Source organism: Leptospira soteropolitanensis (assembly GCF_026151655.1).
Classification (GTDB): Bacteria; Spirochaetota; Leptospiria; order Leptospirales; family Leptospiraceae; genus Leptospira_A; species Leptospira_A soteropolitanensis.
The window spans coordinates 28,025-42,080 of sequence record NZ_JAMQPN010000003.1 but is presented as its reverse complement, the minus strand read 5'-3'; the positions used below and the strand labels follow the sequence as shown (position 1 = coordinate 42,080).

The window sequence follows — 14,056 nt, the reverse complement described above, 5'->3', positions numbered from 1 at the left end:
AAGTTTTAGTTGTCGGTCTTCTATTCGACTTTTTCGCCACTATTTTGTTTTTGATCCCAATCAAGTTTGTTTAGAACACCAATCTCAATTGAATAGTCTTTTATATTAATATGAGATTTAAATCCACTGACTAAATTGGATGCAATATCTTCTGTGGTCAGACCACCTTGCGAAGTAAATCTTCCCTCAGAGAAAAACCTTCGATGGTTGACCCTCAAATAACTTAGCCAACTTGGGTTTATTTTGTAGCCTACCTCGGCCTTTGACGTCCAACCTAAACCATAATTTTCTGAGAAGAAATTGATGGATCGTTGAACATGGAAATCCCTTGTTTTGATTCTTCCAAAGGATGGCATAAAGCTTATATCTAGATAGAAATTTCCCTCAGAATGGCGATATCCACCACCACCAAAAAATTCCCAAAGATCATTCGAGAAACTCAGTCCGAGCCCTATTGGTCCATAAAACACTGGACTCGATTCTATGAATTGATTCACGTCATAAAAATAATATTTAAAATAAGAATACCTGGCTCCCGCGGAAAGAAAAAAGCCAGAACCGTTGATCCAGTAATTTGGGTTTGCACTTTGAAAGTAGTACCTACCAAAAAATTCTGCTCTATTTTCGGAGACTGTTGATTTACCTTTCCCGTCTGCAAAATTTCTACTACCAGCATATACTGTTGCAGAGTCTCTATAACTCCATTCTCGTGTTGCAATATTTGTTGTGTTTTCTGTTGAGATAGAACCTAGAAAAAAATCTTCGTCACGAGCCTGTCCAGATTTTTGAGACCATCCTGTGGTTTTAAGCGCACCACTAATTTCGAACCGTTCTTTGGTTATGGTTCCTTGGACACCAAATAAAGAAAATGATCTGGGAAATGAGATCCTTGAGCCTCCGCGAATCCCCGATAAGTTTGGGTATTTGTTCCCTGTTTCAAATATATACTCTCCGCCTGATTTTTCAACAGTTGGTCCCCAGATGATTTCTGCTGAGATGGGACTAACGCTTAAGAGTAAAAATAAAAAAACAAATTTAAGTATTTTAGGCACCAACTTAAGTTCTACTTTACCCCTAAGTTGTAAATTCCTAAATTATTGGGAAGGAGGGCGGTTGAATATGGCGATAGGTTTTTGGTTACCATATATGTTTCTTCTTAGGGGTGAAATCATTTCACCCCTAAGAGACATAATTAAATTGACATCCTAGACAGGCTCACTCACCATCTAGTAGGTTATGGGGAAAATTGATCCTATATTGACAGAAGAAGAAGCGGCCAAATTCGTTGGTTTGGGCACCAGTGAGTTTTCTGAGAAAGCTTCGGACCTAAAAATACCTGGCTGGAAATCTGGAGAATTCAAACAATCTATTTTGTTAAAATATTTTGAACCAACCGAAAGAGATGGTTTTGATAGCCATGTAATTGCAGTATCAAATCAAAAAGGAGGGGAGGGGAAAACAACGATAAGTTTGTATTTAGCTGAAGCTCTTGCAGAAAATCATAAAGTATTGTTGATTGATTGGGATCCTCAGGCAAACGCCACACAACTTTTTTTGAAAGATGACGTTCCATCGGTAATGGATTATTTAGGTTATCGAGGTAAGAAGGCGAAGAATATTGAACCAGCTATCAAAACGATTGGCGAAAATTTTGATTTACTTCCTTCTACCTTAGAACTTGCAAATTTAACCACACCCTATGAAAGGGATGATTTTGAATTGTTAAACGAGGCGATCCTTCCTCTGCGTTCTAGATATGAATATATAATTATCGATTGTCCTCCTTCTCTTGGACTCATTTTGGAGAATGCTTTGATTTGTGCAGACTACATTCTTGTGCCAATTCAAACTAGGGCTTTTAGTTTGCAGGGGATCAGGGATCTTTATGAAACGTTTCAGAAGATTCAGAGGAAAGCTAACCAGAGATTGAAACTTTTGGGTGCTGTTTTAAATCAGTATGAAGGTCAAAAGGCACTGGCAGGTCTTGCTGAAGGAGTTAAGAGATATTTCCCAGTTTTTGAAACAGTCATTCAAAGACGAGAGGCCATTCCTCAGGCTCAAGCAAAGATGTCTTTCCTTGCTAAAGTTGACTTAGCGACTATGAAAAATTTTAGAGAACTAGCGGCAGAGGTTAAAAGTAAAATAGATGTCCAAAAAAACTGAGTTTCAAGCTTTAGATTTAATCTCTGCATATTCTGAAAAGAAAAAGAATCCTTCTCATTTAGAGTTAAGTCAAATATCCCCCAACCCCATGCAACCACGTTTGATTGGACGTGAAGATACAACTGACCTATTACCATCAATGGAGAGGTTGGGGTTAATCGAGCCAATTCTTGTCAGAAAAGATAAAGGAAAGTATTTGATAGTTGCAGGGGAGCGCCGATACCGAGCTGCAATCAAATTAGGGTGGAAAGAAATCCCTGCGATCATCACGGATGCTAATGAGGATGTTTGTTACGAGATGTCGCTTGCCGAGAACGAAAAAAGGAAAAACTTAAATCCCTGGGAAGTTGGCAAAGCAATTCAGTTTCTTCGTAAAGAAAAAAGGAAAACTGCAGAAGAAGTATCTGAACTGTTGGGATATAGCGGAAGATATGTGAAACAACTCAGTAGCATAGCAAGGCTCGATCAAAAATCAGTCATGGAATTGATGATCAGCGGGAAACCACTTTCGGTAAAGAATCTCGAAGAATTACTAAAACGTAAAGAAAATAGAGGGGGTGAAACCATTTCACCCCGGTCAGGGTCTAGTTCGGGTCGTATTAGTATCAATTTGAGTAAACTAAATGGGCGAGTGCGAGACAACTTTTTAAGAGATCTCGGTTTACTCAAAAAGAAGTACGGAATCAACGAGTAGGGGAAAAATGAAATCAAATTTAAAATTAAAAACGATAGACGATATTGAAAGAGAATTATCAATTATTGTTGCTTGTGAAAAAAAACAAAGGGCAGACATCACTTTAAGCCAAGTTTATGATTTTTTGGCTGAGTCTATCGAATTATCGATCCAAAGAATCGGTTTAACAAACAAAAGAAATACTATCAATAAAATATTGGGAAAATACAAGTTTGCAAAACTTCTTTCTAAAGGTAGTTATACCAAAGCAAATCAAATCCCAGGGTTCCCTCTAAAGGATTTGGGTGACTCAGAATCAGCACTATTAAGGTTAAAAACTTCTTTAACAGCTTTTAAATTACATTCAGGGCCTTTTGCTGACCATCCAGTATTTGGTGAACTAGATAAAAAACAATGGGAACGAATTCACGGAATTCTTGCTGCCTTTTTATTTGGTTATATTCAATTGTATGGTGATGAGAAACTCAGGTTTGCCAAGGATAGAGAGCAGAAGAAAGAAAAAGCTTTTTCGGATAAAAAACAGCACCACCATCTTCAGCAAAAGAAAAAAGACGACCGAGATACTAAACCAAGTGGCCATAATAGTCGCAAATGGAAAAACAAAAAGAAATCTCATAACAAAGGAAATAAAAACCAAGGCGGTGGGGGTGGAATGAAATGAAAATTTGTTTAATAGCCGGAAGCCACAGAAAGAACTCACAAACGTTAAAAGTAGGAAAATTCCTTGCTGAGATATTAAAATCAAAAGGTATTGAAATAACACTTTTTGATTTAGGAGGGAATCCACTTCCGCTATGGGAACCAACAATGTGGGAAAAGGATTCTGATATTAAGAAGTTTTGGTTAGAATACAGCGAAGGACTGGGCAGTGCCGACGCGTATGTCTTTCTTTCTCCTGAATATGCAGGAATGGCTAGCCCTGCTCTAAAAAACTTCTTTCTTTACCTTACTGGCAGTGATATCTCTCACAAACCAGGCTTGATCATTACTGTATCCAGTGGAATGGGTGGAAGTTATCCTAACGCAGAATTAAGAATGTCTAGTTACAAAAACACGCGGATTGTGTATTTACCTGATCACGTAATTGTTCGGCATGTAGAGTCTGTATTAAATTCTGAAAATCCAGAAAATAAGGATGATGAATACATTAGATCCAGATTGACCTATACTCTAAATGTATTAGTTGAATATGCAAAAGCGTTTGCTAACGTTCGTCAGAGTGGAGTAATCGATATAAAAACTTACCCTTTTGGATTGTAAATGCGATTATAATTGGAATTCCTACATTTAAGACCAAAGTAACTATATAACCCAGAATTGGGCCACCAAAGCTATATGGATCTACACTATGCATCATGTGAATGATAAAGGGATGAAGAAGAAAAATAAATAGGCTATTGTTTCCTATATAAGAAATCCAATCGGATACCTTTCTATTGAATCTAGGTAAGATTTGCCAGATTCCAAAAAAGAAAAATATAGGATACACTATGTGGTGATTTTTAAAATCAACAACATAACCAAAACTATATAGTATCAGAAAGAATAAAAATAAAACTGTGAGGGCCAGGAACAAAATTGACAGCTCATCTTTCTTTTTTGTATTTTCTTTTTCTTCATAAGAAAGACCGATATAGATACCCAGTACAAAGAAAAAAATATAATTTAGAATAGAAATAGAATGGTACTCCTTAGGAAGTATGGAGTCAAAAAAACCCAAATTAGAAGTTAAATTTAATAAAAGAGAAATAAAAAGCAGGGACTTCGAATACAAATTGTTGGTAAGAAGTTTGTCAAACAGATAAAACAAGATATAAAATTGGATCAATAGAGGGACAAAATAAAATGGTGCGAACACTTTTCCCAATAGGTAAAATTGGATGAATTCTAGTATATTGTAATTGTTATATTTCACTAAATAACCGAGGCATGAAGCCAGTGAATAAGGTAAAACGAGGTTTTTAAGTTTAGAAATCCAATAACCCTCTTTTTTTCGCAAGAATATAGCGGATGTTAGTATGAAGACTGGGACCGAGAATCTAGAAAGATTTGATAAAAATAATGTAGTTCTGGTCACCGTTTGATCTGCAGGATGAAAAAATTGAAAGTAGGAATGAATATGGATGAGTACGATTCCAACCATGGCAAATCCTCGCAGGACATCAAATCTGGTTTCTCTTCCTTGTCTTGCTGCCAGTGGGTGGGGGATAGAGTAGGGGATGTGGAAGACTAAAAGATATAGAGCAGCAAGCCCCGTTAGTATGATCCCTAATAATTCCCATTCCATAAATGCTATCTCCTTTACGGCATTTTCTTTTCAGATTTCCTGGTGCAAAGGAAAATGAATTCAGATTTTAGGCAAAACAGCCAAAAATAGATATAGGAGCTACGAATCAATGAGCAAACTCAACATTCCGCCAAATCAGAGAATCTTCAAAGAAGGGGAACTGAACAATGCGATGTACATCATCCTCCAAGGGAACGTTGAGATTTTTTTTACGGTGAACAATAGCCAAACGAGATTGGCACTCATGAAACCAGGTGATTTTTTTGGTGAAATGGCTTTGTTTAGTTCTAACCCAAGAAGTGCAACGGCAAGGACAATAACAAATTGTGAAGTTGCTGTAATTGAGAGTAAACAACAGTTGGAAAACTTTCTTGTTAAGAATCCAAAGTTTGCCGCAAAGATGGTATCGATTATGGCTGACCGTTTAGCGCGAACAAACGAACTACTCATAAGTAGTATGGAAAAATCAGTAGCTAAGAAGATCGAATTTAGCAACGAAGTTGGAAAAGAACACCAAATTGGGATTAGTGATGTTCAAGATGTCGAATGATTATCCGTAGATTGTTGGTAAGTTCTTTTTAATTAATGTAATTTCTAATATGGGAGCGTAACTTAAAAGGTTTTTCAGATTAACCACCTGTCCTTCTGCTATTAAGAACTCTTTCAGAATTTCCAACGTTTCTTCTGGGGGAAGAGTTGATATACTTGGATATTCTGGGTGTCCTACTAGATTGAATTCATCGGCTAGTTTGGGATCTTCTAATTGTTTGTCTTCGAGCTCTAATAATTCTTTCCAGTTCATGATTAAGATTATGCTAAGAGATTTTGGTATTCTTCTCTATGTTCCTCAAATTTTACTTTAAAACTATCTTGCAAATCACGAAAGACCTTTTCTGATGAAATTTCAAAATATTCCAAAACCTCAGGTTCGACAGTGAAATAATTTCCTTTACCACGCCCGATATTGGCTAGGATATCTGCTAGGTAAATGATCTGACAAAGAATATTATTTCTAGTTTTGCATTGCCAAGGTTTGTGGTGGTAACGTATGACATCTAGAATCTCCTCCGGGAAGTTCCACTTTTCCGCCATCAAATGACCGATTTCTGAATGTGTGGTCCCTAAAGTGTATTCTTCTACCCATTCTGAAATTTCATTATTGTCATCACTTCTAAGTACTCTTATCTGGTTCACTTGGCTTAAGTCTAAGGAAAGAAGTACCATCCTACCTAAATCGTGGAGTAGGGCAGAGATAATAGCGGGTTCTAATAACTTCAAATGTTTTTTGCGATCTTCGATTAGAAACCTAGCGTACATCGAAGTTTTGAACGAATGGGTCCATACTAAAACCTGCTTCGCATAACGAGAGTTAAGTATTTTTTTTGCACCTAATGTTAGAAAAATGGATTCAAGATTTTTGAGACCAATTCTCTTAACTCCGTCTAAAACGGAAATAATCGGTGTATGAGCTCCAAATAATGGGGAATTCGCAATTTTTAAAATTTCAGCAGTAATGGCAGGATCTTTTTCTACTTGAGTTGCTATCTCATGCCAATCGACATCCTTTTTTTTTGCGATGAGAATCAATTTCTGAATCTGTGGAGGTAAAGGAGGAAGGCTATTTACTTCACGGACCAGCAGATTTTTTATGTTCGTCTGATTTTCTTTTGGTATGAGTTGTTTTGGGATTCGAATGATAACTTCTGTAAATTCATCAGTTGTCATCAACTGAAAGAATTGGTTAGAAATCCCTGAGTTTCTGAGTAAAATATGAATCAAGACAATTCCTAGTCCGGAACTCTCTTCGTTGTCAACTGACTCGCGATAGGCGTCATTGATGTTTTTGTATTTTTTGGAAGCTTCTACTCTCTTTAGAATTCTGTTTTTTTCTTCTGGAAGGATTTTGGCGTTATTTCTAACTCGGAATTCGATATAATCTTCTTTATAAATGGTGCTTAATGTTATTTTGTAATCGGAATGATCGAGTGCTAAAAACACTCTTTTTCGGTTATGACCAAATTCATCCTTATACATTGGAATTCCTCTGGCGTAATCTTTTTCGTCCCAGAGATTTAATCCTTGTTCCTGAAAAAAAACACGTTTTCCGTTAGCCTTACATCCGTTTACCAGTAGTTCGCTGAGAATGGTAAAAAGAATTTCATGTAGGAATTCTAACGAGATACTACGAACAACTCTTCCGATCCAAACATCTAGTTCTGGACAGTCAATTTCCGAAAAGTGGACATATTCTTTGGAAATCAGCTTTCCAGAAAGAAAGTCCTCTTGGAAGGTAATGAGCGGAGGAATCGACATGATAAACCTGTTTTGAACCTTGTTTCTCTTTTTGAAAACCGAAAATTTTATTTTGAAATTTGGGTCAAGAATCCGATAATGTAGACTATGGAACTCTTAAAAAAATCCCTTTCTGTTTCCTTTGTGTTATTTGTAGCAGTTGCTTCTATTTCTGCTCAAGACACCAAACCTCAAACTACCCCCACCGATGTGAACCAAGAGAATCACGATGCCAAAGAGGGACAAGATAAAGAGTTATTTGAATACTATTATAAAACCCGTCCCGAAAATTTGCCACCTAATAAAGCAAAATTGGAATATAACTTAATCAAGACTTTAAAAAAAGAAATTATGAGTAGGGATTATTCTAAGGAATCTGCAGAAGCGATTAAAAAAATCGATGCTACCAATATTCAATATGAGAGGGTATATAGAGAAAGTAAATGGCTTCGCGGTTTTATGACCCAGAACACCCACTTAAATTATTCAGAGTTTATGTATGTTGTAAAACACGATAAATATATGTGTTTCGTAAGTTTTGATGTTAATCCTGAGACTTATTTACAACAATCTCGTCATTCTCATTTGGTTTTTGCGGCAAAGGATAAGTTTGAGATAGTAATCCCAAAACCCTAAATGCTAAAGTAACACCAACTAATACGAGTAAATAGATAAATCCGTATAAAAAATACCTTTCTAAGTTTTCCAAAAGGGGGAGTGGTTCTTCATTCCCCTTAATTCGCGAAATAGCCGTTTGTTTCCCAAAGATTTTTATTTCTTTCTTATAAACCTCGATTGTATCACCTAACCGCAGTCTTTTGTAAATGGAGTAGGGGATTCGTTCTGTGATTTCATGAAGAGAACCATTGCTAAGACCGAAACTGTAATGGCATTGGTAAGCCATAGGGAATTGGTTTTTGACACGAGATAATTCTTGAACAATCGCAAAACTTCTATTTCTTTCCTCATTTAAGCTTGCAGTTTCAGTTTTTAAGTTTTGATTTTCGAAATGAACTAGAGAATAGAATAGAGAAACAACAATAAAAGATGCAAAAACAGCATTGGCGATCCAAACGGATACTCTAGGAGACATCTACTGCTTAGATGGCTCCTCAAAAGACTTTAATGCTTCCTCTCGGTCTGGATAGAACTGGAATGCATTAGACAGACCAAGTAGATGAAACACTTGTAAGATGGAACTTGTGACTCCCACCAGTGCCATTTCCTTATTTCTTTTTTGCAGATTCATCTTTACATCCAATATCATTCGGATTCCTAAACTGGATATGTATCTAAGTTCTGAAAAATCTAAAATGAGATGTTTTCTATCGGTCCCAACCATTTCGTCCAGGATCGTTTGTGTGATACGGTCAAGTGGACCGGATTCCATACGACCTTTAATTTGGACGATGACAGTTCCATTGATACGTTTCTGTTCTATTTCGTATGGTAAGTCTTGCATGGATTCCCCTCTCTTTAGCGGAACAATTACAGATAATTTCTCTGGCGATAACCGAATCGTCGCCTTTGCATAAGGTGGAAAAGGATAGTGTCTCTCTGTGAGAGAATCAACTGCCAATCCACCGTTCATTTCAGATATAACTTCCACTTGATCTAAGGCCCTAAAATCTGCCAAGGAAAACTCTGTTTCTCGTGACTTCACACGTATTTCTCGAGAATAAACATGAAAAAAGGGCTCATGTTTGGAAAATGGTGGGAATTTTTTCGGGAAACAAGAACTGATCCAGCCAGTGGATCCGGCGCCCGTATAAACAAGTAATCCCGAACATTTTTGTTCTTCTTTCTGGCCTTGGTAGGAAATCCAAAACCTTGAAGTGAGATCTGGGCTATTGTTTCGAATGGAAAGTTCACAGATGGCAGGCACGGTTTTTAGTTTTGTTCCATTCGGATAAAGAATTTCCGTATCTAAGAGTGACCAGGATTCTATATGAGTGTTTTTGAAGTGAGTTTCAACAGCTATCTTGAGTTCTTCGGCGGTAAAACCAAGTAACGCTCCCACAGAGGATTGAGGATCAGAATTACAACCGATAAGAGGGGTGGTCCCCGCCAAATGAGCTACATAAGTGAAATGGTTGTCTCCACCGTGAGCCACAATCAAATCATATTTTGTTCCATTTTCTGGATCAAAGTTTTCACGAAACACAAAATCAGCATCGGGGAAAATATGGGATTTTAAAAAATTACGTGATTCCAACTGCCTTTCGTGTGATTCCAAAGTCCTTTCAAAAACCTCTGGATTTTGGCGTGCGACTTCCTTATAGGCCTGAATGGAGCCGTAAGTTTCCAAATCTAATTCGTATTTGGTACGTTTGAAGACCACTACGACCTTTTTATACTTGGTGGAAGGCATGAGTTTTGGAAGAAATTCCCATTTTCCTTAGGGAAATAAAGGTTTTTTTAAAAAAACTTCGTTTTTCTTAGGAAATTTGCAGAAAAATTGTATCCAAAATAAATTTAGTCTTGTACCAAATCATGTAGTTTTGTAAATAATGTGTAACCGTTAAATGGTTTAGAGGAAAATCAAAGTATGGCAACAACTCCTACCCCAATGAAGAAGTCCGAAATGCTCAGTGAACTTGCTGAAACAACTGGTATGACCAAAAAGAATGTAGCAGCATTCCTAGACTCCTTTGTTGAACTCGCTTACAAGGAAACTAAGAAAAACGGAGCTTTTGTGATTCCTGGATTAGGAAAACTTGTTAAACGCAATCGTCCAAAACGTAAAGGTAGAAACCCTGCCACTGGGGAAGCGATTGTAATCCCTGCTAAAACCGTCGTTAAATTCACATTATCTAAAACTTGTAAAGACGCAGTTGTGCCTCCTAAAAAATAAATTAGTTTGTGAGCCCAGGTGGACAACCCCCTGGGTATTTTATGGATAAAAAACCTTATCCTTTTTTACCTTTCGAAGATTCTCTCGTTGGAGAGAAAATCCTTCTTGTTTGGCAAGAAAGTCATCATTCAGAAAAAAATTTAAAAGAACATTTATTAAAAGCACTAGGTCTTACCGAAGATCTGATTGTTTTTACGCCAAATGCTATTAAACAAAAGTTAATGGTCTCTTATCCCACAGAGATACGTCATTTAATTGATCAAAAAAATATATCTCAGATCAAAGACTTGTTGTTATCGATTGCTAAAGGTAAGTCTGAACAATGTCCTTCTCCTGCCCTTGATATTACTTTTGAACTTATCGAATGGATTTTAACAGGCTTCGATTTGGATGATGTTTTGGTCGAAACCTTATCCGCATTATTTGGAACAACCTTAAACAATGCTTTTGTGGATCAAGTTAGAGCCGAATACATAAAAGAACTCCGTGGCTAAAGATTTTTTGGGAAGTTTGGTATTTTAATTGTCAAATATTGAACTTGGTTCAAATTCTGGAACAAATAAGGATTTTTGGTTACCAATATGCAAACTCGTACGATTTATAAATGGGGATCTCCCGAAGTAGAAGAAAAATTACCAGAGCATACTTTAAAATTTTTAGAAGCGAAGTTCCCCGTTGATAAAGAGTTCAAGGCATCCTTTCCAAAAGGAGAACTTCCATTAAACCCAATAAAAAAATCAAAACTCTCACAAGCTACTATTACAAAGTTAAAACAAATTGTCGGTAAAGACTATGTTTCGTTAGACGACGTTTCGCGTGCTAAACACTCAATTGGAAAGTTCTATACAGAAATTTATAAAGCCAGATTTGGTGAAGTAAATGACGTCGTTGATGTGGTTGTGTCTCCTAAAAATGAAGCAGAAGTTGTCGAAATTATCTCACTAGCTAATGCAAATAAAATTCCTGTGATTCCTTATGGGGCAGGTTCCACAGTCACAAAAGCCTTACAAGCCCCTAAAGGTGGGATCTCATTGGATTTATCTCGCCTAAACCGAATCATTGAATTCAATGCAATCGACTCTACTGTCACAGTGGAAGCCGGTGTTTATGGTCCGGTTTTAGAAAAACATTTGAATGAACGTGGCTATACTTGCGGTCACTTCCCGCAATCCTTTGAATTCTCAACAGTAGGAGGCTGGATTGCCGCCAAAGGTGCAGGACAGGCTTCGACTGGTTATGGGAAAATTGAAGATATCCTCCTTAGTTTAACAGCAGTTACTCCTGCAGGCAAATTTGAATCAAAAGCATATCCAGCTGCTTCCATTGGTCCTGATTTATTTCGTTTGTTTCTTGGTACTGAAGGAAGTTTTGGAGTCATCACCAAAGCAACGTTAAAAATTCGTAAATTCCTTCCAGAAAATTCTGCAAAAGGTTCCTTCATTTTTAAAAACTTTGAAAAAGCGGTAGAAACAATGCGAGAAGTAATGCAAGCGGGTTTTGGGAAACCGCATTTCTTTCGTATCCAAGACCCAGAAGAAACAGACATCTCCTTTCATATGAGTGGTCTTCATGGAGGCAAAGAAGATTATTTTCTTAGATTCATTGGCTATAAACCGATGGAAAGATCTCTTATGCATATCATCATTGATGGTGACCCAACTTATGCTAAAGAAGTTTTAAAAAAGATTAAAAAAATTGCAAAACGTAATGGCGGATTTTCGACGGGAGAGTCTCCGGTAAACAAGTGGTTACACCAAAGATATTCTAGTGCCTATCTCAGGGATTATTTAATGGACGAAGGAATCCGCATTGATACTTTAGAGACGGCTGTTAGTTGGTCGGATTTGCACGGATTATGGGAAAAAACTAGAGCTTATATCAAAAGCCATGAAAATACATCTTGTATGGTCCATATTTCTCATGCCTATGAGAATGGGGCAAATTTGTATTTTATATTCTTAAGCCCTATTGATAAAAAAAATGAAGAAACAAACTTTGTAAAGTTTCACAAAGGAATCATTGACTCCATCCATAAAAATGGGGGTTCACTCTCTCACCACCACGGAATTGGTCGAATGTTATCTCCTTGGATGGAAGGTGAAGTTGGTAAAGAAGGGCTTCGCATTTTGTCTTCTCTTAAAAAGACTTTTGATCCAAAAGGAATCATGAACCCGGGTGGATTGTTAGGATTGAAATAATGGGTGTTTCTGAAAGGAAAAAACGCGAATTTGCACAAAGAGAAGCAGACATTCTTAACTGTGCCATTGAACTTTTTAGAACTAAACATCCATCTTTAGTCAAGATGGATGACATTGCAAAACAATTGGAGATCGGCCGTGGGACAATTTATCTCCATTTTAAAAGTAAAGATGATTTGATGGCCCGCATTCAGTATGAAGATTATGTTCGTTTGCGTAAACGTTTAGAAAAAGCTTTAGCAGAACACACTGCCATTGAAATGTCTAGAAAAGCAATTCGAGCTTACATTGATCACTGCTTGGGGGATCGACATATGTATCTTGTTGCCAGACAATGTGGTGTTAATTTAAATATTAACAATGTTTCCGAAGATATGAGTCAACTTCTAACTGAGGAAAGAACTAACCGTCTAACACTACTGGAAAAAATCTATAAACATGCGAAACAGGAAAACTTAATCAATACTAGAGGAACTTATCCAAACGTGGCCGTTGCCTGGGGGATGATTCGTGGCGCTGTAGAAGTAATTTTAGATGGACATTTCCAAAATGAAATCAAAAGCGAAAAAGCCTATCTAGAAACAATTGAACATGTATTATTCTATGGATTATTTTCTGGGAACAAAGGAGAGACTTAATGAAAAAGATGAAAGTGATTTTAAATCCTGTATCTGGTGGAGGTCTCTCGGCAAAAGTCTGGAAAAAAGTAGAACCGGAATTAATTAAAAAAGGGATTCCTTATGAATTTGAAGCAACTACAAAGGAACGAGCTGCACGTGATATCGCAAAAGATGCCGTCAAACAAGGGTTTTATTGGATCATCGGCATTGGCGGAGATGGAACCTTTTCGAATGTGATTAATGGGCTTTTTGAAAATGGAAAATTAATTAACAAAAACGTTGTTTTTAGCCCCATTCCTGCGGGGCGAGGTAACGATTTTATAAAAACAGTCAAAGTCCCTAAAGATCCCATCAAAGCTCTAGAACAAATCCTAAATGGAAAAGAAAGGGTCATTGATTTGGTCGAAGTTACTTACACAAAAGCCGACAAAACAAAGGGAAATTACCTATGTTTGAATTTAGCTGATTTTGGAATGGGCGGTGAGGTGGTTTATAAAGTCAATCGCTCAAAATTGGCTCATATCATTGGAGGGAAGGGAGTATTTTTATTATATTCGATTCTTGGTTTATTCACTTATACCAACAAAAAAATAACTCTCACACTTTCCAAATTTGAAAAAATTACAAACAAATGTAGATTGATCGTTTGTGCTAACGGAGAGTATGCGGGCGGTGGGATGTGGTTTGCTCCTAAAGCAAAATTGGATGATGGTAAAATGGATTTACTTGCCATTCAAGATGTTACAGTATCGGAGACTCTTCGAAAGTTTAGTTATTTATACCGTGGAAAATTGTCTGCGGATTCGAAAGTTATTTCAAAACAGATCACAGAACTAACTGCAGAGTCTGATGAAGATGTTTTTATTGATGTCGATGGCGAGAATATGGGACAACTCCCAGCTCATTTCAAAGTTTTACCGAACGTACTTCCTATCAAATGTTAAACCT

The 14,056-nt window shown here is 37.0% G+C and carries 17 protein-coding genes; 11 read left to right on the top strand and 6 right to left on the bottom strand.

The genetic code is table 11. The annotated features are described in order from the left end of the window. Positions 1-20 precede the first annotated feature (20 nt). Positions 21-1,055 (bottom strand): putative porin, encoded by a 1,035-nt coding sequence (locus ND811_RS08640; protein WP_265351765.1) that lies wholly within the window; start codon positions 1,053-1,055, stop codon positions 21-23. A gap of 181 nt (positions 1,056-1,236) precedes the next feature. Between ND811_RS08640 and ND811_RS08635 the strand changes: the two genes are divergently transcribed. From ND811_RS08635 to ND811_RS08620, 4 genes are read left to right on the top strand one after another with little or no spacing between them, the layout of a single operon-like run. Then, positions 1,237-2,163, top strand: a complete 927-nt coding sequence (locus ND811_RS08635; RefSeq protein ID WP_265351766.1) for a ParA family protein — start codon at positions 1,237-1,239, stop codon at positions 2,161-2,163. Beyond that, positions 2,147-2,857: a ParB/RepB/Spo0J family partition protein gene (locus ND811_RS08630; RefSeq protein ID WP_265351767.1), complete on the top strand. Its 711-nt coding sequence runs from the start codon at positions 2,147-2,149 to the stop codon at positions 2,855-2,857. Before ND811_RS08635 ends, ND811_RS08630 begins: the two co-directional genes overlap by 17 nt. Positions 2,858-2,864: 7 nt before the next feature. Then, positions 2,865-3,518 (top strand): DUF1569 domain-containing protein, encoded by a 654-nt coding sequence (locus ND811_RS08625; RefSeq protein ID WP_265351768.1) that lies wholly within the window; start codon positions 2,865-2,867, stop codon positions 3,516-3,518. Next, positions 3,515-4,117, top strand: coding sequence for an NADPH-dependent FMN reductase (locus ND811_RS08620; protein WP_265351769.1), 603 nt, complete (start codon positions 3,515-3,517; stop codon positions 4,115-4,117). The genes ND811_RS08625 and ND811_RS08620 overlap by 4 nt, the downstream gene beginning before the upstream one ends. On the opposite strand, the gene ND811_RS08615 is transcribed toward ND811_RS08620, so the two are convergent. Beyond that, a complete protein-coding gene (locus ND811_RS08615; protein WP_265351770.1) occupies positions 4,062-5,144 on the bottom strand; it encodes an acyltransferase family protein in 1,083 nt (360 codons plus the stop codon). The genes ND811_RS08620 and ND811_RS08615 overlap by 56 nt on opposite strands. Before the next feature lie 109 nt (positions 5,145-5,253). Here ND811_RS08615 and ND811_RS08610 point away from each other — a divergent pair, with 109 nt between their 5' ends. After that, the gene (locus ND811_RS08610; protein ID WP_265351771.1) at positions 5,254-5,694 is read left to right on the top strand and encodes a Crp/Fnr family transcriptional regulator; all 441 of its coding nucleotides are present in this window, start codon (positions 5,254-5,256) and stop codon (positions 5,692-5,694) included. Here ND811_RS08610 and ND811_RS08605 read toward each other — a convergent pair whose 3' ends face one another. Together ND811_RS08605 and ND811_RS08600 are read right to left on the bottom strand one after the other, a co-directional pair. Then, on the bottom strand, positions 5,695-5,946 hold the full coding sequence (locus ND811_RS08605) for a hypothetical protein (protein ID WP_265351772.1): 252 nt from the start codon (positions 5,944-5,946) through the stop codon (positions 5,695-5,697). A gap of 8 nt (positions 5,947-5,954) precedes the next feature. After that, on the bottom strand, positions 5,955-7,457 hold the full coding sequence (locus tag ND811_RS08600) for an HDOD domain-containing protein (protein WP_265351773.1): 1,503 nt from the start codon (positions 7,455-7,457) through the stop codon (positions 5,955-5,957). 87 nt (positions 7,458-7,544) lie between these two features. Here ND811_RS08600 and ND811_RS08595 point away from each other — a divergent pair, with 87 nt between their 5' ends. After that, on the top strand, positions 7,545-8,072 hold the full coding sequence (locus ND811_RS08595) for a hypothetical protein (RefSeq protein WP_265351774.1): 528 nt from the start codon (positions 7,545-7,547) through the stop codon (positions 8,070-8,072). On the opposite strand, the gene ND811_RS08590 is transcribed toward ND811_RS08595, so the two are convergent. Continuing rightward, positions 7,981-8,529 carry a hypothetical protein gene (locus ND811_RS08590; RefSeq protein WP_265351775.1) on the bottom strand — a complete coding sequence of 183 codons (549 nt, stop codon included), beginning with the start codon at positions 8,527-8,529 and terminating at the stop codon, positions 7,981-7,983. The two genes, ND811_RS08595 and ND811_RS08590, sit on opposite strands and share 92 nt — an antisense overlap. Next, positions 8,530-9,807 carry an STAS domain-containing protein gene (locus ND811_RS08585; protein ID WP_265351776.1) on the bottom strand — a complete coding sequence of 426 codons (1,278 nt, stop codon included), beginning with the start codon at positions 9,805-9,807 and terminating at the stop codon, positions 8,530-8,532. Between the two features lie 177 nt (positions 9,808-9,984). Here ND811_RS08585 and ND811_RS08580 point away from each other — a divergent pair, with 177 nt between their 5' ends. The 5 genes from ND811_RS08580 to ND811_RS08560 all read left to right on the top strand — a co-directional run bounded on the left by ND811_RS08580 (position 9,985) and on the right by ND811_RS08560 (position 14,052). Next, positions 9,985-10,290, top strand: coding sequence for an HU family DNA-binding protein (locus tag ND811_RS08580; protein WP_004788037.1), 306 nt, complete (start codon positions 9,985-9,987; stop codon positions 10,288-10,290). Between the two features lie 41 nt (positions 10,291-10,331). After that, positions 10,332-10,784: a VanZ family protein gene (locus tag ND811_RS08575; protein WP_265351777.1), complete on the top strand. Its 453-nt coding sequence runs from the start codon at positions 10,332-10,334 to the stop codon at positions 10,782-10,784. A gap of 87 nt (positions 10,785-10,871) precedes the next feature. Further along, on the top strand, positions 10,872-12,488 hold the full coding sequence (locus ND811_RS08570) for an FAD-binding oxidoreductase (protein ID WP_265351778.1): 1,617 nt from the start codon (positions 10,872-10,874) through the stop codon (positions 12,486-12,488). Then, positions 12,488-13,126 carry a TetR/AcrR family transcriptional regulator gene (locus tag ND811_RS08565; RefSeq protein ID WP_265351779.1) on the top strand — a complete coding sequence of 213 codons (639 nt, stop codon included), beginning with the start codon at positions 12,488-12,490 and terminating at the stop codon, positions 13,124-13,126. Before ND811_RS08570 ends, ND811_RS08565 begins: the two co-directional genes overlap by 1 nt. Beyond that, positions 13,126-14,052, top strand: coding sequence for a diacylglycerol/lipid kinase family protein (locus tag ND811_RS08560; RefSeq protein WP_265351780.1), 927 nt, complete (start codon positions 13,126-13,128; stop codon positions 14,050-14,052). The genes ND811_RS08565 and ND811_RS08560 overlap by 1 nt, the downstream gene beginning before the upstream one ends. Positions 14,053-14,056 lie beyond the last annotated feature (4 nt).

Coding starts and splice junctions, on each gene's coding strand:
- ND811_RS08575 (WP_265351777.1), top strand. CDS start 10,332: ATGGATAAAAAACCTTATCCTTTTTTACCTTTCGAAGATTCTCTCGTT.
- ND811_RS08620 (WP_265351769.1), top strand. CDS start 3,515: ATGAAAATTTGTTTAATAGCCGGAAGCCACAGAAAGAACTCACAAACG.
- ND811_RS08610 (WP_265351771.1), top strand. CDS start 5,254: ATGAGCAAACTCAACATTCCGCCAAATCAGAGAATCTTCAAAGAAGGG.
- ND811_RS08605 (WP_265351772.1), bottom strand. CDS start 5,946: ATGAACTGGAAAGAATTATTAGAGCTCGAAGACAAACAATTAGAAGAT.
- ND811_RS08570 (WP_265351778.1), top strand. CDS start 10,872: ATGCAAACTCGTACGATTTATAAATGGGGATCTCCCGAAGTAGAAGAA.
- ND811_RS08590 (WP_265351775.1), bottom strand. CDS start 8,529: ATGTCTCCTAGAGTATCCGTTTGGATCGCCAATGCTGTTTTTGCATCT.
- ND811_RS08630 (WP_265351767.1), top strand. CDS start 2,147: ATGTCCAAAAAAACTGAGTTTCAAGCTTTAGATTTAATCTCTGCATAT.
- ND811_RS08565 (WP_265351779.1), top strand. CDS start 12,488: ATGGGTGTTTCTGAAAGGAAAAAACGCGAATTTGCACAAAGAGAAGCA.
- ND811_RS08595 (WP_265351774.1), top strand. CDS start 7,545: ATGGAACTCTTAAAAAAATCCCTTTCTGTTTCCTTTGTGTTATTTGTA.
- ND811_RS08615 (WP_265351770.1), bottom strand. CDS start 5,144: ATGGAATGGGAATTATTAGGGATCATACTAACGGGGCTTGCTGCTCTA.
- ND811_RS08635 (WP_265351766.1), top strand. CDS start 1,237: ATGGGGAAAATTGATCCTATATTGACAGAAGAAGAAGCGGCCAAATTC.
- ND811_RS08600 (WP_265351773.1), bottom strand. CDS start 7,457: ATGTCGATTCCTCCGCTCATTACCTTCCAAGAGGACTTTCTTTCTGGA.
- ND811_RS08560 (WP_265351780.1), top strand. CDS start 13,126: ATGAAAAAGATGAAAGTGATTTTAAATCCTGTATCTGGTGGAGGTCTC.
- ND811_RS08625 (WP_265351768.1), top strand. CDS start 2,865: ATGAAATCAAATTTAAAATTAAAAACGATAGACGATATTGAAAGAGAA.
- ND811_RS08580 (WP_004788037.1), top strand. CDS start 9,985: ATGGCAACAACTCCTACCCCAATGAAGAAGTCCGAAATGCTCAGTGAA.
- ND811_RS08585 (WP_265351776.1), bottom strand. CDS start 9,807: ATGCCTTCCACCAAGTATAAAAAGGTCGTAGTGGTCTTCAAACGTACC.